This is a genomic window from Enterobacter asburiae (assembly GCF_001521715.1).
In the GTDB taxonomy this organism is placed as follows: Bacteria; Pseudomonadota; Gammaproteobacteria; order Enterobacterales; family Enterobacteriaceae; genus Enterobacter; species Enterobacter asburiae.
The window spans coordinates 3,629,118-3,652,949 of the sequence record NZ_CP011863.1 but is presented as its reverse complement, the minus strand read 5'-3'; the positions used below and the strand labels follow the sequence as shown (position 1 = coordinate 3,652,949).

Below are 23,832 nucleotides of genomic sequence, written 5' to 3'. Positions count from 1 at the left end.
CCCATGTCTGAAATGACCCCACGCGAAATTGTCAGCGAACTGAACAAACACATTATCGGCCAGGATAACGCCAAGCGTTCCGTGGCTATCGCCCTGCGTAACCGCTGGCGTCGTATGCAGCTTGACGAAGAGCTGCGCCACGAAGTGACGCCGAAAAACATTCTGATGATCGGCCCGACCGGCGTCGGTAAAACCGAAATCGCCCGTCGTCTGGCGAAGCTGGCTAACGCACCGTTCATTAAAGTTGAAGCCACTAAGTTCACCGAAGTGGGCTATGTGGGTAAAGAAGTGGACTCCATCATCCGCGATCTGACCGACTCGGCGATCAAGATGGTGCGCGTCCAGGCGATCGAGAAAAACCGCTACCGCGCGGAAGAGATGGCGGAAGAGCGCATTCTCGACGTGCTGATCCCACCGGCAAAAAACAACTGGGGCCAGGCAGAACAGCAGGCGGAACCGTCCGCTGCGCGTCAGGCGTTCCGCAAGAAGCTGCGTGAAGGCCAGCTGGACGACAAAGAGATTGAGATCGATCTCGCTGCCGCGCCAATGGGTGTGGAAATCATGGCGCCTCCGGGCATGGAAGAGATGACCAGCCAGCTGCAGTCCATGTTCCAGAACCTGGGCGGCCAGAAGCAGAAAGCGCGTAAGCTGAAAATCAAAGACGCGATGAAGCTGCTGATTGAAGAAGAAGCGGCGAAGCTGGTAAACCCGGAAGAGCTGAAGCAGGACGCTATCGACGCGGTTGAGCAGCACGGCATCGTGTTTATCGACGAAATCGACAAAATTTGTAAGCGCGGCGGCAACAGCTCCGGCCCGGATGTATCCCGCGAAGGCGTTCAGCGCGACCTGCTGCCGCTGGTTGAAGGCTGCACCGTCTCCACCAAGCACGGCATGGTGAAAACGGACCACATCCTGTTTATCGCTTCCGGTGCGTTCCAGGTTGCCAGCCCGTCGGATCTGATCCCGGAACTGCAGGGCCGTCTGCCTATCCGCGTTGAGCTGCAGGCGCTGACCACCGAAGATTTCGAACGTATCCTGACCGAGCCAAACGCCTCTGCTACCGTACAGTACAAAGCGCTGATGGCGACCGAAGGCGTGAACCTCGAGTTCACCGAAGACGGTATCAAGCGTATTGCCCAGGCCGCATGGCAGGTCAATGAAACCACCGAGAACATCGGTGCGCGTCGCCTGCATACCGTGCTGGAACGCCTGGTTGAAGATATCTCTTACGACGCGAGCGACCTTAACGGTCAAACCGTTACCATTGACGCAGAATATGTGAGTAAACATCTGGATGCGTTAGTGGCAGATGAAGATCTGAGCCGTTTTATCCTATAATCGCGGTTACTGGATTCTCATCACGTTTAATGGGGGCTAATGCCCCCATTTTTATTGGCTAAATACTTATGACTGACATCAGCCGTACTCAGGCGTGGCTCGAAAGTCTGCGCCCTAAAACGCTTCCTCTGGCCTTTGCCGCGATTATCGTTGGCACCGCCCTTGCCTGGTGGCAGGGTTATTTTGATCCGCTGGTCGCCGCGCTGGCATTGATTACCGCGGGCCTGCTGCAAATCCTCTCCAATCTCGCCAACGACTACGGCGACGCGGTAAAAGGCAGCGACAAGCCGGACCGCATAGGACCACTGCGCGGAATGCAGAAAGGGGTGATTACCCAGGCGCAGATGAAACGCGCGCTGATTATCACCGTGGTGCTGATCTGCGTATCCGGCCTGGCGCTGGTGACGGTGGCGTCTAAGACCACCAGCGATTTCATTGGCTTCCTGGTGCTGGGTTTACTGGCTATTATCGCGGCCATCACCTACACCGTCGGCACGCGTCCTTACGGTTATATTGGACTCGGGGATATCTCCGTACTGGTGTTCTTCGGCTGGCTGAGCGTGATGGGAAGCTGGTACCTGCAGGCGCATACGGTGATCCCTGCCCTGTTCCTGCCCGCAACCGCCTGCGGCCTGCTGGCGACGGCGGTGCTCAACATCAACAACCTGCGCGACATCGACAGCGATCGCGAGAACGGCAAAAACACCCTGGCGGTGCGTCTGGGGCCGGTCAATGCGCGCCGCTATCACGCCTGTCTGCTCATTGGCGCGCTGGTTTGCCTGGCGCTGTTTAACCTGATTTCCTTGCAGAGCCTGTGGGGCTGGCTGTTTGTGCTTGCCGCGCCGCTGCTGATTAAGCAGGCCCGCTTTGTGATGCGTGAACTCAGCCCGTCCGCCATGCCGCCAATGCTGGAACGCACGGTAAAAGGCGCGTTGCTGACTAACCTGTTGTTCGTCATCGGGATTGTTTTAAGCCAGACGCTGCGTTAGCTGACAAATATCAATTAACAATTGATGATTTTGCCAACAACGCATTTCGCACGATATACTGAACACATTCGCAGCAACTGAGCGTTAAACCTATGAAATACGATACCTCCGAGCTCTGTGACATCTACCAGGAAGATGTCAACGTCGTTGAACCGCTGTTCTCCAACTTTGGTGGGAGGTCGTCGTTTGGCGGTCAAATCGTCACGGTGAAATGTTTCGAGGACAACGGGTTGCTGTACGATCTGCTCGAACAGAATGGCCGCGGCCGCGTTCTTGTGGTAGACGGCGGCGGTTCCGTGCGCCGTGCATTAATTGATGCTGAACTGGCCGGCATTGCCGTCCAGAATGAGTGGGAAGGCCTTGTAGTGTACGGTTCCGTGCGTCAGGTGGACGATCTGGAAGACCTGGATATCGGGATTCAGGCCATCGCGGCCATACCGGTAGGGGCGGCAGGTGACGGCATCGGCGAAAGCGACGTGCGCGTCAATTTCGGCGGCGTGACCTTCTTCTCCGGGGACCATCTCTACGCCGATAATACCGGCATTATCCTGTCGGAAGACGCGCTGGATATCGAGTAATTTAACAGGCCATCTTTTATCGGATGGCCTTTGTTTTTATCATCACCCAAACCGTGAAGTTAACACAGGTTTAGATATCTCCTCTTTTTATACTGCAATAACACTCCCCCGGAGCGTCTCCTGATGGTTTCGGCGCTCCAGAATAACCGTTCATTCAATCGCCGTCGTTTGCCACATATTTTGCATATCACGTCGTACTTTCCCTGCACAGCAAATGCGCACTAACTGCCTACGAAATAAAGAAAATTTAGCTTAGGTTAACGTCTTTACGGTGTATTATGAGTAAATAACCACCACAATTTCAGGGTTACCTTTCCTGCTTACCGGACGGGCTTACCTGACAGAAGAAGAATGGATTCATCATGAGCAATGAAAAGGGATGTAAGTTCTGCCAGCGCGACGGTTTACCCGTCCTGCCGGTTCGTCCGGCAATCATGGAAAAAGGTGACGCGTTACCGGCTTTATCCGGCAGTATCACCGTACCGGTAACGGCCGAAGGAGGTGCAGACTATACCGCCCGTCTGCTGAGGCAGGGCTTTTTATACATCTGGGCGGAACGTTCACAACGCTGGATTAACTATTATGCTACCGGCGACGGCTATTTTTATCCTCTTCCAGAGGACGGCATCGTGCCCCCGCGCGTGGAAAGCGGAGACATTACCCCCTGTATTACCCGACCAGATGAACTGGCAACCGCTTCCCTGGTGACACTGCCGGTAAAGCCCGCCGGAATCGTTAACGGGGTGTACTGGTTTGCGTGGTCTGAAGAGTCGTGGACACCTGTGGTACGCAAACAGCATGAAGATGCCGCCTGGCGGTGCCAGTATATGCAGAAATTTGATATGGATGCGTGGCTTGCCAGCCACAACGGTCAGCAGGCCCTGCCCTTCAGTCAGCTCGTTAATTGCGTGGCTGAATACAGTCCAGGACTACGCAACAGCACTCTTAAAGCCTGGACTCCCTCTCCCCTCAAAGCGGTCAGTAGTCATTCTGCGGCCGCTTTACGACAGGCGGCAGATAATCTGAACGCGGGCAACGGTGCGATTCTGATGTTGTCTGACCCGGTTGGGGTGGCGACGGAGATTTCGGCCCTGGTGCGTTACCGGATGCAGCAGGCCATAGCCATGAATCCGGCGCTGAGCCGTGGTACCGCATTGCTGACCATGCTCGGCAGCGTCGAACTGGCAATGCGTAATTATTTTTACCTGCAGGCAGAAGCCGGGGATGAAAGCTATGAGCGCCAGATGCGCTACGGCAGGGACACGCCAGCAGGACCGAGATTTCCGGCTCCGGACATGGCCGACCGGATGCATGTCCTGAATGAGGCCAGCCGGAAGGACCGGGTGGATGAGGCATGGCAGACCGGCTACGAAAAATACATCGACCGGGCGAAGACACAGGCATTCAGTCAGACACTGAAAGACTGGCTGACTGAATATGACAACAGTTCAGTCATTCCCATCACCCGGATGTATCTGGCCTGGCTGCAGGAGCCGGTGATGGCGAATTACTTTGTGCAGCACTTTGATCCGACCTGTGCGCACAGTGGCGGACGCTATATCCAGACAGTGACAAAAGTACTGGCAGGAATGAACGACAAAGGCGGAGTGATTACCCACATCGATCAGCAGCTGAATCAGGCCCCGCTGACGCCGGAAAACTTTCTTCAGCGGGCGGCCTTCTTTAATCATGACGGCTGGATTGCAGAGGTGAACGCACAGCTGAAAAGCGGCGGACCAGACTGGTGGCTGGGCATAAGCTGGGACCGTCTGGCGGACGGCGCGAAGGAGTACAGCGGCAGCTACGCCAGTGCGATCCTGACCGGGCTGGAAAAGCTCAGCATGCTCTGGTCTGACACGATGATGAAATCGGTGGATCTGATGGTGAAAGGGACGCCGGTGCGCTTTGCTGTCGGGATACTGGCGATGCAGGGTAAGGCGTTCTCAGCCGTCAGCGTGGTGCCGGGGACGAAAAACTATGTCGGGGCGATGACCCGGGGAATGGCCGGGATGCTGGAAATGAGTGGACGCAGCGGCGGGCAATTATATACCGCGATGCAAAAGCTGACCGACCGACTGGTGAAGGAGCTACCGGAGCGCTCGCTGGAGAAAATATCTCTGTCGCGGATTATTGACGTGCAGGAGGCGAAGGCACTGGCCGCCCTGCCGGTTAAAGAGCGGCTGGCGAAGCTCAGTACGGCAATGCTCACGGAGGACGAGCTGGCGCGAATGCTGTTCCCGAAATCGCTGGGCTCATCGGTGGCGCAACTGAGCGGGATGAAACCCGGCACGCTGGCGACGGAGATGGCGGCGAAAGGCATGACGTTTGGCGGGACGGTGTTCTCAGCGTACTTTCAGTGGATGGTGCTGGGGTACGGTATGAAAGAGAGCGGCCTGCCGTCCGATGGTAAAGCAACGACGGTGTTCGGCGCCAATGCCAGTATGGCGGTGGCGTCAACGGCGGAAGCGCTGAAGCTGGCGATGACGCCACTGATGAGGCTGGAGCTGCCATCGACTGTGTCGATGATAAGAAACGTAATGATGAAGGTTGTCGGGGCGGAGATTTGGGGATGGTTAGGATTCGGAGGGGGGATGGTTTATACCCTGACAGAGGTTCTAAGTGGACGGGAGGCATTAGAAAACGGAAAGACAGGTATCGGTATTGCACATTTGATTAACGCCCTCGGTGTCGGGATGATGACTGTCGGGGCCGGTAGCGAGATATCGGTTGCAATCCTTGCCCGTTTTGGTTTGTCAGCAACAATCCTTGAAAGTTCAGAACTGGCGGCGTTTTTCCTGGGGCCGGCGGGGATATTTATCGGGATGCTGCTGGTTCTGGGTGCGGGAGCCTGGCTGTTAAGTCAGACCCGAAACGATATCCAGACCTGGCTACTCAGCATGCAATGGCGGCGGGTTCCGCCGGGTGAGAGCGATATCCCGGCGACCTGGCCAAATGCGCGTATGGAAAAGGAGGGCTATATGGCTCTGACCGACCAAGGAGGCGCGCATGTTTAATCCCTTTAAACGATTCCCTGCCGACCCGACAAAACGGTTCTATAAGGGATTTCTCCGCCTCAGTGATGAACGTGTTTTTAAAATTTATTCGCAGAAAACAGGCAATTCGAATGTTCAAGGGGTCTCCGGGTTTGACAGTGTGGTGCGCCTGAACTCGACCTATCTGGAGCTGGTTGACCGTTTTTACAACTGGCGCGGAACATGGACGCTGGCCGGATTTTTCTTTTTTTGTCTGTCTTTTTATGTGTTTTTACAGCCGTTAATCACGTTGTTGCAAGATGGTTTTCATAGTGCAGCTCTCTGGATTGTTGACATCATTATCTGGGGGATTACGCTGCCGCTCTGTTTGGGGTTATACCGGATGATGACCTCCGAGGTATTTTTCAGCACCTACTATCCGATCCGCTTTAACCGTAAAAACAGGATGGTTTATGTCTACCAGTCCGGCGGAACGGTGTTGTCCGTTCCTTGGCAGGAGCTTACTTTTGTCCTGTATCCAACGAAGGGACGACTCTCAACGCAGTGGACCATTGTGGGATGTCTTACGGGTGATGACGGAGATACTGTCACGGGGGCGATTCCTCTCCCGATTAATGTGAACTGGGACCCGGAAGACCTGACCATGTACTGGGAATTTATCCGCTGCTATATGGAAGAGGGAGATGAGTATCTCCCGGACCTCGCGGACTCCATAGCCTGGTGCCCGCCGGTTGAAAAGCAGAAAGAGGGCTGGCTGTTCGGACTGTTCTATCTCAGTAAGCAGTGGTTCGGGCGACTCGGTCTGATGGTTAATGCGCTGCAGCTTCCTGTGTTTTTCGTTCTCAGTTTTCCGCGCTGGCTGGTCATGCTGACCTGCAAAATACCGGAATGGCCTGCGGAGGTAGCTGCGGCCTGTCAGCCGGACGAGAATGACCCTGTCAATAAAGGCGCTGAGCATAATCCACCGCAGGTCTGGCGACCGATGCTGGGCTTGCAGGGTAAGGAGCGTTACGCCCGCACGTTTGCAAAAGAGCGCGGAGCAATGGACCGGATCGTTGCCCGACTGAAAGCCAAATATGGCGGGCAGATCCATGCGGACTGAGGGGATTATCGGTCTGGCGGGAATATTTGTCGGGATGCTGCTGGTTCTGGGGGCGGGAGCCTGGCTGTTAAGCCATACCCGTAACGACATACAGACCTGGCTGCTCAGCACACAGTGGCGTCGGGTGCCGCCGGGCGAGAGTGACATCCCGGCTATCTGCCCGGATGCACAAATAGAAAAGAAGGGCTATATGGCTTTGACGGCTCAAGGAGGCGCGCATGTTTAATCCCTTTAAACGATTCCCTGCCGACCCGTCCAAACAGTTCGATAAAATGTTTCTCCGCCTCAGTGATAAAGGCGTCTCCCGGGTTTATTCGCAGAAAACGGGCGACCCGGATGTGAAAGGGATTTACGGATTTGACAGCGTGGTGCGGCTGAACTCAACGTACCTGGAGCTGGTTGATCGGAATTACAGATGGCGTGAAGGTTGGACATTTGCGGGAGCTTTCTTTTTTTGTCTGTTCCTGGGTTTGTTTTTTCAGCCACTAATTACACTGTTACAAACTGGCTTTCATAGCATTGGCATATGGATTGTTGCCATCATTCTCTGGATCGTTATGTTACTGCTATCTTGGGGGGCAAGCCGGATAATGGTCTCTGAAGTTTTTTTCAGTACCTATTACCCGATCCGCTTTAACCGTAAAAATGGGATGGTGTATGTCTACCAGTCCGGTGGAGATGTTTTGTCGATACCGTGGCAGGATTTTCGCTTTGTTCTGACCAATGGAAAGAATTTCACCATTACAGAATGGGCCATTATAGGGTGTGTTATGGGAGATGACGGGGACACGATCACGCGAACTTTCCCCCTTCCTATTAATCTGGCCTGGGACCCCGAAGACCTGACCATGTACTGGGAATTTATCCGCTGCTATATGGAAGAGGGGGATGAGTATCTCCCGGACCTCGCGGACTCCATTGCCTGGTGCCCGCCGGTTGAAAAGCAGAAAGAGGGCTGGCTGTTCGGACTGCTCTACCTTAGCAAGCAGTGGCTCGGGCGGCTCGGCCTGCTGGTGAATGCGCTGCAGCTTCCCTTCTTTTTCGTCATCAGCTTTCCGCGCTGGCTGGTCATGCTGACCTGCAAAATACCGGAATGGCCTGCGGAGGTAGCTGCTGCCTGTCAGCCGGACGAGAATGACCCTGTCAATAAAGGCGCTGAGCATAATCCACCGCAGGTCTGGCGACCAATGCTGGGCTTGCAGGGCAAGGAGCGTTATGCCCGCACGTTTGCAAAAGAGCGCGGAGCAATGGACCGGGTTGTTGCCCGGCTGAAAGCCAAATATGGCGGGCAGAACCATGCGGACTGAGGGGCTTATCGGTCATGAACCGAATACTGGCGAAAGCGACGTACGCGTGAATTTCGGGCGGCGTGACCTTCTTCTCCGGGGACCATCTCTACGCCGATAATACCGGCATTATCCTTTCCGAAGACCCGCTGGATATCGAGTAGTAAAAAGTCAGCGAGAACCATAAAAAAAGCCGGGTGGCGGCGACGCCTTACCCGGCTTATTTCATCTGTATTTCCCGAGAGAAATTAGACTTCTTCCATACGTCCCAGCAGCGCCTGCAGGCGATCCTGCCAGCCGTTCTGCTGTTCGCGCAGCTGGTTGTTTTCGCGCTCCAGTTCTTCGCGGCCGTGCTGAGCGTTCTGAACTTCCTGCGCCAGGCTGTTGTTCTTCTCTTTCAGCTCTTCAATTTCCATCTGCAGCAGGGTGATGGTGTCAATCGCCTGCTGTACTTTCGATTCCAGTTTCTCAAACACTTCTAAAGACATGATGCTACCTCTCCTGAATTGCAAGGCGACGCTTTAACATAAACGCGCACGACATATACCGTCGATTGTATGGAGCGCGGCGCTCTGTGTCCAGCGACACACCGCGCAGATCGCGGTTTGCAACACTTTTAGGTCTGGTCCTGGTGTGTTCGCGTCATATACCCCTAAATTGTTAACTGATTCGTTAATGAAATGATTCAGCTCACATTCCTGTACTGATGCAAAAATGTGCTTTATGGCGCGAAAACGCTCATTTTATTGACACAGACCACACATTTTGATTTCGATATTTCTCGTTTTTGCTCGTTAACGATAAATTAACACTATGTCTACAGGGCATCGTGGCTGTCACGGGCGGCCATGCTAACAATAAACATCAATTTCTTCAGGATTCCGATTATGAGTCAGACATCAACCTTAAAAGGCCAGTGCATTGCCGAGTTCCTTGGTACCGGGTTGTTGATATTCTTCGGAGTGGGCTGTGTTGCTGCACTGAAAGTGGCGGGTGCCAGTTTTGGTCAGTGGGAAATCAGTATCATCTGGGGTCTGGGCGTGGCGATGGCCATCTACCTGACCGCAGGGGTTTCTGGTGCACATCTTAACCCGGCGGTGACAATCGCACTGTGGCTGTTCGCGTGCTTCGACGGACGCAAAGTAGTTCCTTTCATTCTTTCTCAGTTTGCCGGCGCGTTTTGCGCAGCGGCGTTAGTTTACGGGCTTTATTACAATCTTTTCATCGACTTCGAACAGACGCATCATATGGTACGCGGCAGCGTCGAAAGTCTGGATCTGGCAGGCATCTTCTCAACCTACCCTAACCCGCATATCAATTTTGTGCAGGCGTTCGCAGTTGAAATGGTGATTACCGCTATTCTGATGGGCGTTATCCTGGCGCTGACCGACGACGGAAACGGCATTCCGCGCGGCCCGCTGGCACCCCTGCTGATTGGTTTGTTGATTGCGGTGATTGGCGCATCCATGGGCCCGCTAACCGGCTTCGCGATGAACCCGGCACGTGATATCGGCCCAAAAGCCTTCGCCTTTATCGCTGGCTGGGGCGACGTGGCCTTCACCGGCGGCAAAGACATTCCTTACTTCCTGGTACCGCTGTTTGCGCCGGTTGTCGGGCTGCGCTGGGTGCGTTTAGCTATCGCAAATTAATTGGTCGCCACTTACCGTGCGACACCTGTGTGGAAGAGGAGAAGGAAACGACTTCTACCGCACAACAAAAAGCTTCGCTGTAATCTGACTACGGGACACATACCATGACCGAAAAAAAATATATCGTTGCGCTCGACCAGGGCACTACCAGCTCCCGCGCTGTCGTAATGGATCATGACGCGAACATCGTCAGCGTGTCACAGCGCGAATTTGAGCAAATTTATCCTCGTCCAGGCTGGGTAGAACACGACCCGATGGAGATTTGGGCATCGCAAAGCTCCACGCTGGTTGAAGTGCTGGCGAAAGCCGATATCAGTTCCGACGAGATTGCCGCGATTGGTATCACCAACCAGCGTGAAACTACCGTGGTCTGGGAACGTGAAACCGGTAAGCCTATTTACAACGCTATCGTCTGGCAGTGCCGCCGTACATCCGAGATCTGCGAACAGCTGAAGCGCGACGGTATGGAAGAGTACGTGCGCAGCGCCACGGGTCTGGTGGTTGACCCGTATTTCTCCGGCACCAAAGTGAAATGGATCCTCGACCACGTAGAAGGTTCACGCGAGCGTGCTAAACGCGGCGAGCTGCTGTTCGGTACCGTCGATACCTGGCTTATCTGGAAGATGACCCAGGGACGCGTTCACGTCACCGACTACACCAACGCCTCGCGTACCATGCTGTTCAACATCAACACCCTGGAGTGGGATGACAAGATGCTGGACGCGCTGGACATTCCGCGCGCGATGCTGCCTGAGGTGCGTAAGTCTTCAGAAGTATACGGCCAGACCAACATCGGCGGTAAAGGCGGCACCCGTATTCCTATCGCCGGTATCGCCGGTGACCAGCAGGCGGCGCTGTTTGGCCAGCTGTGCGTCAAGGAAGGGATGGCGAAGAACACCTACGGCACCGGCTGCTTTATGCTGATGAACACCGGCGAAAAGGCGGTGAAATCAGAAAACGGCCTGCTGACCACCATCGCCTGCGGCCCGCGCGGCGAAGTGAACTATGCGCTGGAAGGTGCGGTGTTCATGGCCGGTGCGTCTATCCAGTGGCTGCGCGACGAGATGAAGCTGATCAGCGATGCGTTCGACTCCGAGTACTTCGCGACCAAAGTGAAAGACACCAACGGCGTGTACGTGGTGCCTGCGTTCACCGGTCTGGGCGCACCGTACTGGGATCCGTATGCACGCGGGGCGATTTTCGGCCTGACGCGCGGTGTGAACTCTAACCACATTATTCGCGCTACTCTCGAATCCATCGCCTACCAGACGCGCGACGTGCTGGAAGCGATGCAGGCTGATTCCGGCATTCGTCTGCACGCCCTGCGCGTGGACGGCGGTGCGGTAGCGAATAACTTCCTGATGCAGTTCCAGTCCGACATTCTCGGCACCCGCGTTGAGCGCCCTGAAGTGCGTGAAGTCACGGCGCTGGGCGCGGCGTACCTTGCCGGTCTGGCGGTAGGCTTCTGGCAGAACCTGGACGAGCTGCAGGAAAAAGCGGTTATCGAACGCGAGTTCCGTCCGGGCATCGAAACCACCGAGCGTAACTTCCGCTACAGCGGCTGGAAAAAAGCGGTGAAACGCGCCCTGGCGTGGGAAGATCACGAAGAGTAATGCGAGAATGGGTGGCCTATATCCGGCCACCCATTTTCAATTATTCTGGATTAATTTTTTTTGTGTAAATTTCAGTTATTTTATCTTCCATATCTTGATAACTGTCCATAAATTGAAAATCCGCATGATTCTCATACTTTGTCGCAAAGGGGTATGCAAAACCTTCAGGATCCTTTCTATCTGATGTCGAGAAGAAAAATTTAGTATATCGCCGAGGGGATACACCTTCAAATTGAATAAAATTAACCTTTCTGCAATCTTCAATGTTTATATCATTGATAGCATCATCATGAAGGTCTAAGGCAAGACTTTTTTCGTAAGGTTCGATATAATATACACTACTAATACCTGCCGCAACGATATGCCGCGCACAATTATGGCAAGGATAGGTTGTAGTAAACATAATTTTATCTTTCGTTGAGGCATCACCTGTTCTAGCCAAAGTTGTAATAGCATCCATTTCAGCATGGATTGCTCTTGAGTATTCTATCAATGATTTAATTGGAGAGTTTTCATATATTGATGAAGATAATGATTCAATAAAATCACTCTCAATCAATAATTCTCTAATTGATTTTTCAACAAATGGTTTCGATGCTGTTTCTAACCTAATTCCGTCAATTTTTTTTGTTATCAGGTAAACTATTTTTTCTTTTATTTTTGATTTATGAAGATCGTTATAACATTTTCCACCTTTATGGATACACCTGTAATCTTTATTTTCATCTTCAAATGTATATAACCCTCCACCAGGTCTAGGAACATCATTTCTACCTGTGGATAAAACATTCCCCATATTATCAACTATTGCAGCCCCAACCTGACGTGAAAGACATGCTGACAGTAACGACGCGCTAAAAGCATTAAACATGCCTTTTTCATGCAATGATGGCGTTATGCCATTTTTTCCATGCACTAAACCGAGAAAACGCTCTACCTTACGATTTAACTGAGTAGAATGACTTTGATTATTTCTTATAAAGAAATCAGCATCTAAAATAGTCTTTTCGACTTGCTGCCCTGAATTTCCACCGCTCTTTCTGTCTCTGTGTATTAAATCATCAATATTTTGAGGTGAAATGCCTTCATCTCTAAGATTTCTCTTTCTTTCAGATTCATTTCTAACTACACCTACTAAATAAAAATTATGCTGATAAACTAATCGTAACAACTCAACTTCAGCAGGGTTTTTCAACTGATCTATTATATAAGCAAACTTACCTGTGAATCGCGTTTCAGAAGTGTCTTTAGGTTTTGATTTCTCTTTTATCTCAGCAATACTAGCGATCGCAGCTTCGGCCATTATTTGATAACCGAACTTTTCTCGCAGAAAATTGCCTTGTTTTTGCTTTTCAATATATCTATCGTAGGCGTCACTAAATCTTAATTGTTTTTTATTTACCACATCCATTAAACTGCTAATATGTATATGGTGAACTATATATCCTAGGTCCTTTAAGTTCTTTTCAAACGCTGTACGAACGGCTTTGATCCCAGATCCGATAGGACCACAGAATGCAATAATTAATTCTTTTGATTGCCGGTTAACGATAGTTTGAATAGAGTCTTCTGAAGAAGAATTTGTGGTAGATAAGGAGGCAGGTATTTTCTTTGCTGTATTAGAAGACATAATGAAAGCTCTCGAATGTTATCGAAGCTTTCAATATAGAAGACTTAAACGGCGATCACCACTTCAGTGATTGAGCTCGCTTAAGTATCGCAGCAATTGCTTGATCTTCATCAACCTTCTTGCTTTTTTCAGGCGTCACGAAATCAAGTACTTTAGCGTCCCTTTGAGCACAATAAGAACCAGATTTGTCTTTAGATGTTGTTGTAGATTTGCTCGTATTAAGAGTGATAATCATGCTGCCCCCTATAAAATCTGCATGCATTTTACGCATACCTATCACAACGTCAATATCAAAATTAAGCTGTTTATCTAAAATAGCGCATCAGAAAATAATTACAACAACACAATTTAACACATTGAAATTAAACAAAAATCAAATGGGCATATTCAAAAGTTGCGTGATAAACTTCGTGCAATTCCTTTTGATTGCACGAGTACCTCATGAAACGTGAACTTGCTATCGAGTTTTCCCGCGTCACCGAAGCGGCCGCACTTGCAGGCTATAAATGGCTGGGTCGTGGCGACAAAAATACCGCAGACGGCGCAGCCGTCCATGCCATGCGCATTGTACTTAACCAGGTCAACATCGACGGCACCATTGTGATCGGCGAAGGCGAGATCGACGAAGCGCCGATGCTCTACATCGGTGAAAAAGTCGGTACAGGCAAAGGCGATGCCGTAGATATCGCGGTTGACCCGATCGAAGGCACCCGCATGACGGCGATGGGTCAGGCCAATGCGTTAGCGGTGATGGCCGTGGGCGATAAGGGCTGCTTCCTCAACGCGCCGGATATGTACATGGAAAAGCTGATTGTCGGTCCTGGCGCGAAGGGCGCAATCGACCTTAGCCTGCCGCTGGAAGAGAACCTGCACAACATCGCCAAAGCCCTGGGCAAACCCCTTAGCGAACTTACCGTGACGATTCTGGCGAAACCGCGCCACGACGCCACCATCGCGCAGATGCAAAAGCTCGGCGTGCGCGTATTTGCCATCCCTGACGGTGACGTTGCCGCCTCGATCCTGACCTGCATGCCGGACAGCGAAGTCGACGTGCTGTACGGCATCGGCGGCGCGCCGGAAGGTGTGGTCTCCGCGGCAGTGATCCGCGCGCTGGATGGCGATATGCAGGCCCGTCTGCTGCCCCGCCATGAGGTGAAAGGCGACAGCGAAGAGAACCGCCGCATCGGGGAAAACGAGCTTGCGCGCTGCGAAGCGATGGGCATCGAGGCCAATAAAGTGCTGGCTCTGGACGAGATGGCGCGTAGCGATAACGTTGTCTTCTCGGCGACCGGCATCACCAAAGGCGATCTGCTGGACGGCATCACCCGCAAGGGTAATATGGCCACCACTGAAACGCTGCTGATCCGCGGTAAATCACGCACCATTCGGCGCATCCAGTCTATCCACTATCTCGACCGCAAAGACCCGGACGTGCAGACGCACATTCTGTAAAACCGTTTGATCGATAGAGCTTTCCGGCCCTGACGGGCTGGAAATTGTCACCACAAGTACGGAAGATAGAACAGAGAAACAGCACAGGAGAAGATCATGGCGGACTGGGTAACAGGTAAAGTCACAAAGGTACAGTTCTGGACCGATGCGCTATTTAGTCTCACCGTACATGCTCCCGTTCACCCGTTTAAAGCCGGGCAATTTGCGAAGCTGGGACTGGACGTCGACGGCGAGCGCGTGCAGCGCGCCTACTCTTACGTTAACGCGCCTGATAACCCGGATCTCGAGTTCTATCTGGTCACCGTTCCTGACGGTAAGCTCAGCCCGCGCCTTGCCGCCCTAGAGCCCGGCGACGAGGTGCAAATTGTGAGTGAAGCGGCAGGCTTCTTTGTGCTTGAAGAGATCCCTGACTGCGACACGCTCTGGATGCTGGCAACCGGTACGGCCATCGGCCCTTATCTCTCTATTTTGCAGTACGGCAAAGACCTGGAGCGCTTTAAAAACATCGTGCTGGTGCACGCTGCGCGCTACGCCGCAGACCTGAGCTATTTGCCGCAGATGCAGGCGCTTGAACAGCAGTACGGCGGGAAGTTAAAGATTCAGACGGTGGTCAGCCGCGAAACCGTAGCAGGAGCGCTTACCGGTCGCGTGCCGGCGTTAATTGAGAGTGGCGCCCTGGAAGACGCGGTGGGTTTGCCGCTGAACGCTGAAACCAGCCACGTCATGCTGTGCGGCAACCCGCAGATGGTTCGTGACACGCAGCAGCTTCTGAAGGATACCCGGCAGATGACGAAACATCTTCGTCGCCGACCGGGCCATATGACCGCCGAACACTACTGGTGATCAGCGGTATTTCACCTCAACGGTGTCTTTACCGTATTTATTTTCGCTCTGGGTGCCAATAAACGCGCCCAGATCGACAATCATCATCACGAAGATGACCGACGGCAGCAGCCTGCCCACGACCCACGGCAGGATGGACGGAAGCATCGCCCAGTTTCCCGCCACCAGCATCCACGCCAGAATAATCAGAAATGCCCACGCGCCGGAACGTCCGCGATCGTGCAGCCGTTTTACGACAACCGCCGCCGTTGGCCATAGCAGACAGACCAGCGCGAAGGCCGCCGTTTGCGTGCTCAGCCAGGCGTTGTAAGCAACGAAAAACAGAAGCAGCATGGCGACAACCCACGTCACCATCCAGATCCAGAAATCACGGCGTCCAATACGCCCTTTGAATGAAAACAGCCACTGCTGTATGGTCATGTAAGGTTCCTTATTATCGTATAGCGCGCATTTTACCCTGGAGTTGTGACCTTTTGACAAGCCGACCAGATATCGTTTTAATCATGAGCACTTACGGCCAGGGGCAATGTTGATGAAAAGTTCGGCACGTTCTCTTTTCCTGTGTTTAGCGCTGCTCAGCGCGGGTTATCCCCTGCACGCCGCCGAAACCACTGCCCCGACCACAGCACCGTATCTGCTGGCGGGCGCGCCGTCCTTCGATCAGTCCATCAGCCAGTTTCGTGAAACCTTCAATCAGACCAACCCCACGCTGCCGCTGGATGAGTTTCGCGCCATTGATGGCTCACGCGATACCCCCACACTGACCCGTGCGGCAAGCAAGATAAATGAGAATTTGTATGCTTCTACGGCGCTGGAGCGCGGTACGTTAAAAATCAAAAGCATGCAAATCACCTGGCTGCCGATACAGGGGCCAGAGCAGAAAGCTGCGAAGGCGAAAGCGCTGGAGTACATGAGCGCGGTACTGCAGGCCTTTACCCCTGCGCTGACGAAAAAGCAAAGTCAGCAAAAGCTGCAAAAACTCCTTACCGCCGGGAAAAACAAGCGTTACTACGCTGATACCGAAGGCGCGATCCGCTATGTTGTGGCGGACAACGGCGAAAAAGGACTGACCTTCGCTGTTGAACCGATTAAGCTGGCACTATCTGACACCCTCGGCGGGGCGAATTAATGACAAAAAGCAAAGCCTTTCGAGGGAAAATCTCTATACTGATTCACAGACCATGCTGCCCGACAGGGTGGCCATATTCCTTAATTCGCTTATTTAGCGTGGAGAATTGAAATGCGACATCCTTTAGTGATGGGTAACTGGAAACTGAACGGCAGCCGCCACATGGTAAACGAGCTGGTTGCGAACCTGCGTAAAGAGCTGGCTGGCGTGACGGGCTGCGCGGTTGCTATCGCTCCGCCGGATATGTACCTGGATCTGGCTAAACACGCCGCTGACGGAAGCCACATCATTCTGGGCGCGCAGAACGTTGACGTTAACCTGTCTGGCGCGTTCACCGGTGAAACCTCCGCTGAAATGCTGAAAGATATCGGCGCGAAATACATCATCATCGGCCACTCTGAGCGTCGCACCTATCACAAAGAATCCGATGAGTTCATCGCGAAGAAATTCGCCGTGCTGAAAGAGCAGGGTCTGATCCCGGTTCTGTGCATCGGTGAAACCGAAGCGGAAAACGAAGCGGGCAAAACCGAAGAAGTATGCGCACGTCAGATCGACGCAGTGCTGAAAACCCAGGGCGCGGCAGCGTTCGAAGGCGCGGTAATCGCATACGAGCCAGTCTGGGCGATCGGTACCGGCAAATCTGCAACCCCTGCGCAGGCTCAGGCGGTTCACAAATTCATCCGTGACCACATTGCTAAAGCCGACGCGAAGGTCGCTGAGCAAGTGATTATTCAGTACGGCGGTTCCGTAAACGCCTCCAACGCTGCTGAGCTGTTCACCCAGCCAGACATCGATGGCGCGCTGGTTGGCGGTGCATCCCTGAAAGCTGACGCTTTCGCGGTGATCGTTAAGGCAGCAGAAGCGGCTAAACAGGCGTAATTGCCTTTGCGGCGGGTGGCGCTTGCGCTTACCCGCCGCTCTTCTCCTCCCTCTCCCTTTGGGAGAGGGTTGGGGTGAGGGGAAACCGCTCGCACCGAACTACACTTTCCCCAGTAAACTAAACCACAGATAATCCAGCGGCAGCAGCACCAGATAGGTCGCTATCGCCAGCGCCAGACAGAGCACCATCCCCGCCCTTGCAGGCACCTTTCCTAACCCCATCGCCACCACAATCGGAGACGCCTGATACGGCAGCAGCGGCGTGGAATAGCCCAGCACCTGAATCATGATCACCGACAGCAGCGGGAAACCGGTCGCGTCCGAAAAACTCTGCGCCAGCGTGGTGTACAGCGCCGGCACGCCGTTGGCGGTCATAATGAAGTTGAGCGCGGTGGTAATACCGGTCAGCGCCAGGAAACTGGTGAACGGTCTGTCTGCATCCAGCGGCATAATGCGTAGCAACGCCTCACCTACTGCCGTTCCGATACCGGTTTGCGTCACCACGATCGCAAGCCCAAGAATACCCGCGACGTAAATACAGGTGCGCATGTTCACGCCCGCTGAAAATTCTTCCCCGGTGATAAAGCCAACGCGCGGCAGCATGACGACGATCGACGCCGCCAGCCCCGTCCACGCGGGCCCCACGCCGTGCCAGCTCTCCGTCACCCACATCCCCAGCACCACCGCCAGCAGCCAGGCGAGACGCTTTTCATCCCGCCCCATAGGCTCAGACGGCGCCTGTTCCTTCGGCGGTTTTGGGCTGCCAGGAAATAGCCAGCAGATGAGGCCAATCAGGATCAGGCCTTTGAGAATGCCCAGCACCGGCGTGTGCAGCAGCAGATACGGGACATAGTTCAGATGGATACCGTACGAACCTTCCGCCGCACCGCTCATTACCAGATTGGGGACGTTTGCAGGCAGGATCGTCGCCGAAAGCTGGAAAGTCCCGAACCCCACGGCCAGCGCCAGCCCATACCAGGCGCGGGAGCCGTCGGCGATACCGGCGCGTTTTGCCATCGCCGCGACAATCGGCATCAGCAGCGCAATACGCCCCATGTTCGACGGCATTACAAACGCCAGCGCATAGCTCAGCAGCACCACGCTCGCCACCATCAACACCCAGGAGTCGGTGAGCTTTGCCGACAGCGCCCGGGCGGCCCTGTCCGCCAGTCCGGTTTTACGGATCGCCACGCCAAGCACAAAGCCGCTGAAGACCAGCCAGAAAGCCGACGAGGCAAAACCGCCGAAGATGACCTCCGGCGGGGCGATTCTGGCGGTCATCGCCGCCGTGAAGAACAGCAGCGCGGTGATAAATTCCGGCAATAGCGACGTCGCCCACAGCACGATGGTGACGCCAACGATCAGTGAGGGCAGCAGCAGAGGATGCGTTAACCAGAGCGACATACCTGTCTCCTGTAGAATTTTTCAGCAAGTCTACGGTGACAGGCAGCCCGAGTAAACGCGATTTATGGTGGGGTTACTTCAGGATAGTGCATTGATGATCCTGCAGTTCCTCCGCAGACGCGCGGTTAAGCGTGAGCAGGTTACGCTCGGTCGCCAGCAAAACAAAAGAGCCGTCCGACTGCTGCGCCATCGCCAGGGCAAAGCGCCCCATATGGTCGCGCGCTTCCGGCAGCTCTTCAGCCAGCATCATAAACGGGCTGCGCTGGACCAGTTCATTCTCCGTCACGCGGCGAGCAAGATACTCATGTCCTTCCAGCCCCCGGGAAGAGGCAGCCACTGGGTACTGATGTCTCCCTGTGCCGCGTTGAGCTTTTCGCGCACGTCCGGGCGCAGGCAGGAGATATGAATATGGAAATGGTTCTGCGTGCGCCCTGTCGGGGAGTTAATCGTCAGCGAAATGGCGCTGTCAGGCACCTCGGTTCCACGCTTCAGGGTCATAAAGCTGCGCGACTGCCACGCCAGCCAGAAAAAGTTCGGCGTATGAGCTTCGGTCAATAGCGGGCTCTCGGTGCCGTTGATGCGATATGTCGGCATCAACAGGTATTGCAGCGGCCCGTTGCGATCTTTAAATACCACATAGCCTGCATCCGTTTTCACCTGCGCGCAGGGTGCCGGGTTACGGTTCTGGATCTGATTCGGCACACACTGGTCGAGAACGATATGGCGCAACGCATTCGGATTACCCGCCTTCATCCAGTACACGCCGCCAGCGGCAAGGGCGATGACAATGAGGATCAATAAGATAATTTTTTTCACAACGCGTTCCCTGTTTTCAATAGAGGCAAAAGAGTAACGCAAAATGATGACCAAATAAAAAACCCGGCGGATTTCTCACGCCGGGTTACCGTGTCATTGGCTAATGGTTAGCGCTGGCTGATCTGGTCGAAAGTACCACCGTTAGAGAAGTGCTCTTTCTGCGCTTTGGTCCAGCCGCCGAACTCGTCATCGATGGTGAAGAGTTTCAGTTTAGGGAATACGCTTTCGTATTTCTTCGCAACGGCCGGATCGCGTGGACGATAGAAGTTTTTCGCCGCAATTTCCTGGCCTTCCGGCGAGTACAGATACTTCAGATAGGCTTCCGCCACCGCTTTGGTATCTTTTTTCTCAACCACTTTGTCGACCACGGAAACGGTCGGCTCGGCCAGAATCGATTCGCTCGGGGTCACGATCTCAAATTTGTCTTTGCCCAGCTCGTTGGTGGCCAGCAGGGCTTCGTTTTCCCATGCGATCAGCACGTCGCCAATCCCGCGCTCGACGAAGGTGTTGGTGGCGCCACGCGCGCCAGAGTCCAGCACCTCAACGTTTTTATACAGCGCCTTCACGAATTCCTGCGCTTTGGCCTGGTCGCCATTGTTGTGGTGCAGTGCATAACCCCACGCGCCCAGGTAGTTCCAGCGAGCGCCGCCGGAGCTTTTCGGGTTCGGGGTAATGACAGAAACGCCCGGTTTGATCAGGTCGTTCCAGTCTTTAATTTGTTTCGGGTTTCCTTTACGCACCAGGAAGACGATGGTCGAGGTGTAGGGCGCGGAGTTATCCGGCAGGCGTTTGATCCAGTTTTTGTCGATGCGGCCACGCTCGGCGATAGCGTCGACATCGTAGGCCAGCGCCAGGGTCACCACGTCAGCTTCAATACCATTGATGACGGAGGTCGCCTGCTTGCCAGATCCACCGTGAGACTGGCGAACCACCACGTTGTCGCCGGTTTCCTGCTTCCAGTGTGCCGCGAACGCTTTGTTGTATTGCTCGTACAGTTCACGCGTCGGGTCGTATGACACGTTCAGTAACTGGATATCCTTAGCCAGAACGCTGGTCGATGCCAGCAATAATGTTAAACCCACGCCCCATTTATTCATCGCCCAGCTCTCTTGTGTAGTGTTTTGATGAATGCAGCGTGCCAGAAAGCGATTCGAGGATTAAAGAATAAAAAAAGATTGGCTATAACTTAGTGGAATAAAAGAAGTGCATGAGCGGCCTGATGCCCTCACCCCGACCCTCTCCCACGGGAGAGGGGGCAACCATAAAAAAACGGTAACCCAAGGGTTACCGTTTTGCATTTACCTTGCCGCCACCGGGCAACAGAGCCGATCAGTACAGTTTTTTCGCGCAGTCCAGCCAGTCACCTTTAAACGGACGCTTCATGTTTTCAATCGCGTCGATGATGTCATGGTGAACCAGTTTTTCGTTCTGAATACCGACGCAGCGGCCGCCGTGGCCCTGCAGCAGCAGATCGATAGCGTACGCGCCCATACGGGACGCCAGAATACGGTCGTAAGGGCCTGGGGAGCCGCCGCGCTGGATGTGGCCCAGTACGGTCGCGCGAGTTTCGCGTTTGGTTTCGGCTTCGATGTACTTCGCCAGCTCGTCAACGTCGCAGATGTGCTCGGTAATAGCCACGATCGCGTGTTTTTTACCCTTCGCGATGCCCGCTTTGATTTCAGCCACCAGATCTTCACGGCTAAATTCGACTTCTGGCACGACGATAAATTCGCAACCGCCCGCAATGGCTGCCGCCAGCGTCAGGTCGCCGCAGTAACGGCCCATTACTTCAACGATAGAGATACGCTGGTGAGAAGACGAGGTGTCACGCAGACGGTCAATCGCTTCAACAACGGTTCCCAGTGCAGTAAAGAAGCCGATAGTGTAGTCAGTACCTTTGATGTCGTTGTCGATGGTGCCCGGCAGACCGATGCACGGGAAGCCCATTTCGGTCAGACGTTTTGCACCCATGTAGGAGCCGTCACCGCCGATAACCACCAGGGCGTCCAGGCCGCGTTTCTTCATGTTTTCGATAGCCACTTCACGAACGTGTTCATCACGGAATTCCGGGAAGCGCGCGGAACCGAGGAAAGTACCGCCACGGTTGATCATGTCAGACACGCTGTAACGGTCGAGCTGAACCATACGATCTTCATACAGGCCCAGATAACCGTCATAAACGCCAAAAACTTCCAGGCCTTCCGTCAGCGCTGCACGGACAACACCACGAATTGCCGCGTTCATGCCCGGCGCATCACCGCCGCTTGTCAACACACCGATTTTCTTAATCATGACTACCTCTGAACTTAGGAATGCAAAATTGAAATCTGTTGCCGGAAGAAACTTATCGACCAACGAATACTGCAAATAGTATATCAATCCCTTCCAGCTGAATTGATTCAGGTCAGACCAAACGGCGGTAATTTATACACAAAATGCTGGCCTGGCTCACTTTTTTACAACGAATTACGAAAGCCCAACATGACCGGGTACAACCGAGCAGGGATCCTGGTGAATGATGACGTCTGAACCAGGAAAACGCTGCAAAATCGCCTGCTCGACCTGCTCAGCAATAACGTGAGCCTGAACCAGTGGCAGGTTGTCTTCCATTTCAATATGAATCTGAATAAAGCGGGTCGGCCCTGACTGCCGCGTTCGAAGATCGTGTGCACCGCTGACGCCGGGCCAGGAGGTCACGATAGAAAAAATTTCATTACGTTCTGAGTCCGGGAGGGCGCGGTCAAGCAGTGATTGCACCGCTTCATACCCCATCCGCAGGGCGCTATATAAAATATAGATACCAATCCCTAACGCAAATAACGCATCGGCGCGATGCCAGCCATACCAGGCCAGACCGAGCGCAATAAGAATAGCCCCATTCATCATAACATCAGATTGATAATGAAGCATATCCGCCCGTACAGCCTGACTTTGCGTTTTGCGAACAACCCAGCGCTGGAACGTTACCAGAACAAGTGTGCATATAAGCGCAACGATCGTCACAACTACGCCCACGCCGGGATCGTTCATCGGTGTCGGCGAAACGAGATGCTGAATGCCGGTTAAAAACAGGAACAGCGCAGAGCCGGAAATGAACATACTTTGCGCCAGCGCGGCCAGCGACTCCGCTTTGCCGTGCCCAAATGTGTGCTCTTCATCCGCTGGCTGCAGCGAGTAACGCACCACCAGCAGGTTGGTCAACGAGGCGGCAATGTCCATCAGCGAGTCCACCAGCGCCGCCAGAATACTGACCGAGCCGGTGTACCACCAGGCAAAGATTTTAATCAGCAACAGGCTGGAGGCCATGACGGTCGCCGCAATGGCGGCCCGGCTTACCAGTCTTCCATAGGATTGATTCATAAACGCTCCTGTCATGTCATGCCGCTAGTATAACGGAAGCATGGGGAGTCTAAGGATGAATAAACGGTTAACAGCTCGGATGCGGGGCAAAAAAAACCCCCACATCATGTGGGGGAAGACAGGGATGGTGTCTATGGCAAGGAAAACAGGGTTTACTGGTTACTACGGGTACTGCTATTGCTACTGAAAAACGTCGTTTCTGAGCTTCGCTGCATCCGTGCAACCTCACGCAGCTGGTCCATTCGCTGCTGATGTTTCGTATTCAAAACCGCTTGCTGCTCGGGCGTTAGCAGGTGGAACATCTGGTTGCGGACCTTCGCCAACTCTACCTGGCGGGCAACCTGTTCTTGTGCCATTTTTTCGGCCTGAGCGCGTACAGCGCTTTCGTCAAAATTTTCTGCGGTGACAAGGCGATGCATTGTCTCCATTTCGCTAACATTAACAGGGGGCTGGTCGTGTCGTGCCCTCTGCATCAGATCTCGCATCTGTTGACGCTGATGTTCGGTTAAACTTATGCCGTCAAACATATGGCTTTGGCTGCTGTTCTGCGTTGCACCCTCTTGTAAGGGACTGTTATCGCTGATGATAGCTTCAGCAGCCTGGCTAAACGCACTGAACGCCAGCGTTGAGGCCATGACGGCAGCGGTAACTTTGCGCATCACTTGCTCCCAAAATCTTTCGTGTCGCGATTCAACGAGAGACAGTCTACGATTCAGGCTGCAAACATGCGTCAGGGGGTGTAAAACAACGTAAAGTCATGGATTAGACAGC

21 protein-coding genes and 3 pseudogenes are annotated in these 23,832 nt (G+C 53.6%); 14 read left to right on the top strand and 10 right to left on the bottom strand.

The genetic code is table 11. The features are described from left to right. The first annotated feature begins 3 nt into the window (after positions 1–3). The 8 genes and pseudogenes from hslU to ACJ69_RS25775 form a co-directional block, all read left to right on the top strand. Positions 4–1,338 carry an HslU--HslV peptidase ATPase subunit gene (gene hslU / locus ACJ69_RS17655; protein WP_023309685.1) on the top strand — a complete coding sequence of 445 codons (1,335 nt, stop codon included), beginning with the start codon at positions 4–6 and terminating at the stop codon, positions 1,336–1,338. A 68-nt stretch (positions 1,339–1,406) separates the two neighbouring features. Next, complete coding sequence (gene menA / locus ACJ69_RS17650; protein ID WP_033146936.1) at positions 1,407–2,327, top strand: 1,4-dihydroxy-2-naphthoate polyprenyltransferase; 921 nt, start codon at positions 1,407–1,409, stop codon at positions 2,325–2,327. Between the two features lie 92 nt (positions 2,328–2,419). Further along, a complete protein-coding gene (gene rraA / locus ACJ69_RS17645; RefSeq protein WP_032662736.1) occupies positions 2,420–2,905 on the top strand; it encodes a ribonuclease E activity regulator RraA in 486 nt (161 codons plus the stop codon). Positions 2,906–3,267: 362 nt separating this feature from the next. Beyond that, positions 3,268–5,919 carry a T6SS effector BTH_I2691 family protein gene (locus ACJ69_RS17640; RefSeq protein WP_059347415.1) on the top strand — a complete coding sequence of 884 codons (2,652 nt, stop codon included), beginning with the start codon at positions 3,268–3,270 and terminating at the stop codon, positions 5,917–5,919. Further along, the gene (locus tag ACJ69_RS17635; protein ID WP_059347414.1) at positions 5,912–7,000 is read left to right on the top strand and encodes a DUF6708 domain-containing protein; all 1,089 of its coding nucleotides are present in this window, start codon (positions 5,912–5,914) and stop codon (positions 6,998–7,000) included. The genes ACJ69_RS17640 and ACJ69_RS17635 overlap by 8 nt, the downstream gene beginning before the upstream one ends. Beyond that, on the top strand, positions 6,975–7,226 hold the full coding sequence (locus tag ACJ69_RS17630) for a hypothetical protein (protein ID WP_054829767.1): 252 nt from the start codon (positions 6,975–6,977) through the stop codon (positions 7,224–7,226). Before ACJ69_RS17635 ends, ACJ69_RS17630 begins: the two co-directional genes overlap by 26 nt. After that, a complete protein-coding gene (locus tag ACJ69_RS17625; protein ID WP_059347411.1) occupies positions 7,219–8,307 on the top strand; it encodes a DUF6708 domain-containing protein in 1,089 nt (362 codons plus the stop codon). The genes ACJ69_RS17630 and ACJ69_RS17625 overlap by 8 nt, the downstream gene beginning before the upstream one ends. A gap of 28 nt (positions 8,308–8,335) precedes the next feature. Continuing rightward, positions 8,336–8,450 (top strand): annotated as a pseudogene (locus tag ACJ69_RS25775) (RraA family protein); the annotation flags it as partial. An 84-nt stretch (positions 8,451–8,534) separates the two neighbouring features. Here ACJ69_RS25775 and zapB read toward each other — a convergent pair. Next, the gene (gene zapB, locus ACJ69_RS17620; protein WP_010436935.1) at positions 8,535–8,774 is read right to left on the bottom strand and encodes a septal ring assembly protein ZapB; all 240 of its coding nucleotides are present in this window, start codon (positions 8,772–8,774) and stop codon (positions 8,535–8,537) included. A 399-nt stretch (positions 8,775–9,173) separates the two neighbouring features. On the opposite strand from zapB, the pseudogene ACJ69_RS17615 reads away from it, so the two are divergent. After that, a pseudogene (locus ACJ69_RS17615) lies at positions 9,174–10,018 on the top strand (MIP/aquaporin family protein). Positions 10,019–10,039: 21 nt separating this feature from the next. Beyond that, complete coding sequence (glpK, locus tag ACJ69_RS17610) at positions 10,040–11,548, top strand: glycerol kinase GlpK (RefSeq protein ID WP_029739196.1); 1,509 nt, start codon at positions 10,040–10,042, stop codon at positions 11,546–11,548. A 40-nt stretch (positions 11,549–11,588) separates the two neighbouring features. Here glpK and ACJ69_RS17605 read toward each other — a convergent pair whose 3' ends face one another. Next, positions 11,589–13,178 (bottom strand): anti-phage dCTP deaminase, encoded by a 1,590-nt coding sequence (locus tag ACJ69_RS17605; protein WP_071886582.1) that lies wholly within the window; start codon positions 13,176–13,178, stop codon positions 11,589–11,591. 55 nt (positions 13,179–13,233) lie between these two features. After that, positions 13,234–13,413, bottom strand: coding sequence for a hypothetical protein (locus ACJ69_RS25350; RefSeq protein WP_153251320.1), 180 nt, complete (start codon positions 13,411–13,413; stop codon positions 13,234–13,236). Positions 13,414–13,619: 206 nt separating this feature from the next. Between ACJ69_RS25350 and glpX the strand changes: the two genes are divergently transcribed. Then, entirely contained in the window at positions 13,620–14,630 is a 1,011-nt protein-coding gene (gene glpX, locus ACJ69_RS17600) for a class II fructose-bisphosphatase (protein ID WP_054829771.1), read from the top strand. A 96-nt stretch (positions 14,631–14,726) separates the two neighbouring features. Next, positions 14,727–15,473: a ferredoxin--NADP(+) reductase gene (gene fpr / locus ACJ69_RS17595; protein ID WP_059347409.1), complete on the top strand. Its 747-nt coding sequence runs from the start codon at positions 14,727–14,729 to the stop codon at positions 15,471–15,473. Here the strand turns inward: fpr and ACJ69_RS17590 are convergent, their stop codons facing one another. Beyond that, on the bottom strand, positions 15,474–15,893 hold the full coding sequence (locus ACJ69_RS17590; RefSeq protein ID WP_023293600.1) for a DUF805 domain-containing protein: 420 nt from the start codon (positions 15,891–15,893) through the stop codon (positions 15,474–15,476). It lies immediately after the preceding gene. Positions 15,894–16,005: 112 nt separating this feature from the next. On the opposite strand from ACJ69_RS17590, the gene ACJ69_RS17585 reads away from it, so the two are divergent. Together ACJ69_RS17585 and tpiA are read left to right on the top strand one after the other, a co-directional pair. Beyond that, complete coding sequence (locus tag ACJ69_RS17585) at positions 16,006–16,602, top strand: DUF1454 family protein (protein ID WP_023309692.1); 597 nt, start codon at positions 16,006–16,008, stop codon at positions 16,600–16,602. A 111-nt stretch (positions 16,603–16,713) separates the two neighbouring features. After that, complete coding sequence (gene tpiA, locus ACJ69_RS17580) at positions 16,714–17,481, top strand: triose-phosphate isomerase (RefSeq protein ID WP_014172206.1); 768 nt, start codon at positions 16,714–16,716, stop codon at positions 17,479–17,481. Between the two features lie 99 nt (positions 17,482–17,580). Here tpiA and ACJ69_RS17575 read toward each other — a convergent pair whose 3' ends face one another. The 6 genes and pseudogenes from ACJ69_RS17575 to cpxP all read right to left on the bottom strand — a co-directional run bounded on the left by ACJ69_RS17575 (position 17,581) and on the right by cpxP (position 23,720). Continuing rightward, the gene (locus tag ACJ69_RS17575) at positions 17,581–18,885 is read right to left on the bottom strand and encodes an SLC13 family permease (RefSeq protein WP_059347408.1); all 1,305 of its coding nucleotides are present in this window, start codon (positions 18,883–18,885) and stop codon (positions 17,581–17,583) included. 73 nt (positions 18,886–18,958) lie between these two features. Next, positions 18,959–19,638: pseudogene (locus ACJ69_RS17570) on the bottom strand (CDP-diacylglycerol diphosphatase). 170 nt (positions 19,639–19,808) lie between these two features. Beyond that, the gene (locus ACJ69_RS17565; protein WP_029741703.1) at positions 19,809–20,798 is read right to left on the bottom strand and encodes a sulfate ABC transporter substrate-binding protein; all 990 of its coding nucleotides are present in this window, start codon (positions 20,796–20,798) and stop codon (positions 19,809–19,811) included. A gap of 232 nt (positions 20,799–21,030) precedes the next feature. Next, complete coding sequence (gene pfkA, locus ACJ69_RS17560; RefSeq protein WP_023309696.1) at positions 21,031–21,993, bottom strand: 6-phosphofructokinase; 963 nt, start codon at positions 21,991–21,993, stop codon at positions 21,031–21,033. A 174-nt stretch (positions 21,994–22,167) separates the two neighbouring features. After that, the gene (gene fieF, locus ACJ69_RS17555; RefSeq protein ID WP_023309697.1) at positions 22,168–23,061 is read right to left on the bottom strand and encodes a CDF family cation-efflux transporter FieF; all 894 of its coding nucleotides are present in this window, start codon (positions 23,059–23,061) and stop codon (positions 22,168–22,170) included. A 152-nt stretch (positions 23,062–23,213) separates the two neighbouring features. Beyond that, the gene (gene cpxP, locus ACJ69_RS17550; protein ID WP_059347407.1) at positions 23,214–23,720 is read right to left on the bottom strand and encodes a cell-envelope stress modulator CpxP; all 507 of its coding nucleotides are present in this window, start codon (positions 23,718–23,720) and stop codon (positions 23,214–23,216) included. Positions 23,721–23,832 lie beyond the last annotated feature (112 nt).

Bases quoted from the DNA above. Each gene is read 5' to 3' on its own strand.
- tpiA (WP_014172206.1), top strand. From the start codon at position 16,714: ATGCGACATCCTTTAGTGATGGGTAACTGGAAACTGAACGGCAGCCGC.
- ACJ69_RS17590 (WP_023293600.1), bottom strand. From the start codon at position 15,893: ATGACCATACAGCAGTGGCTGTTTTCATTCAAAGGGCGTATTGGACGC.
- cpxP (WP_059347407.1), bottom strand. From the start codon at position 23,720: ATGCGCAAAGTTACCGCTGCCGTCATGGCCTCAACGCTGGCGTTCAGT.
- rraA (WP_032662736.1), top strand. From the start codon at position 2,420: ATGAAATACGATACCTCCGAGCTCTGTGACATCTACCAGGAAGATGTC.
- ACJ69_RS17630 (WP_054829767.1), top strand. From the start codon at position 6,975: ATGGCGGGCAGATCCATGCGGACTGAGGGGATTATCGGTCTGGCGGGA.
- zapB (WP_010436935.1), bottom strand. From the start codon at position 8,774: ATGTCTTTAGAAGTGTTTGAGAAACTGGAATCGAAAGTACAGCAGGCG.
- ACJ69_RS17635 (WP_059347414.1), top strand. From the start codon at position 5,912: ATGTTTAATCCCTTTAAACGATTCCCTGCCGACCCGACAAAACGGTTC.
- hslU (WP_023309685.1), top strand. From the start codon at position 4: ATGTCTGAAATGACCCCACGCGAAATTGTCAGCGAACTGAACAAACAC.
- ACJ69_RS17575 (WP_059347408.1), bottom strand. From the start codon at position 18,885: ATGTCGCTCTGGTTAACGCATCCTCTGCTGCTGCCCTCACTGATCGTT.
- fpr (WP_059347409.1), top strand. From the start codon at position 14,727: ATGGCGGACTGGGTAACAGGTAAAGTCACAAAGGTACAGTTCTGGACC.
- ACJ69_RS17585 (WP_023309692.1), top strand. From the start codon at position 16,006: ATGAAAAGTTCGGCACGTTCTCTTTTCCTGTGTTTAGCGCTGCTCAGC.
- ACJ69_RS25350 (WP_153251320.1), bottom strand. From the start codon at position 13,413: ATGATTATCACTCTTAATACGAGCAAATCTACAACAACATCTAAAGAC.
- ACJ69_RS17565 (WP_029741703.1), bottom strand. From the start codon at position 20,798: ATGAATAAATGGGGCGTGGGTTTAACATTATTGCTGGCATCGACCAGC.
- glpK (WP_029739196.1), top strand. From the start codon at position 10,040: ATGACCGAAAAAAAATATATCGTTGCGCTCGACCAGGGCACTACCAGC.
- pfkA (WP_023309696.1), bottom strand. From the start codon at position 21,993: ATGATTAAGAAAATCGGTGTGTTGACAAGCGGCGGTGATGCGCCGGGC.
- fieF (WP_023309697.1), bottom strand. From the start codon at position 23,061: ATGAATCAATCCTATGGAAGACTGGTAAGCCGGGCCGCCATTGCGGCG.
- ACJ69_RS17640 (WP_059347415.1), top strand. From the start codon at position 3,268: ATGAGCAATGAAAAGGGATGTAAGTTCTGCCAGCGCGACGGTTTACCC.
- ACJ69_RS17605 (WP_071886582.1), bottom strand. From the start codon at position 13,178: ATGTCTTCTAATACAGCAAAGAAAATACCTGCCTCCTTATCTACCACA.
- menA (WP_033146936.1), top strand. From the start codon at position 1,407: ATGACTGACATCAGCCGTACTCAGGCGTGGCTCGAAAGTCTGCGCCCT.
- glpX (WP_054829771.1), top strand. From the start codon at position 13,620: ATGAAACGTGAACTTGCTATCGAGTTTTCCCGCGTCACCGAAGCGGCC.
- ACJ69_RS17625 (WP_059347411.1), top strand. From the start codon at position 7,219: ATGTTTAATCCCTTTAAACGATTCCCTGCCGACCCGTCCAAACAGTTC.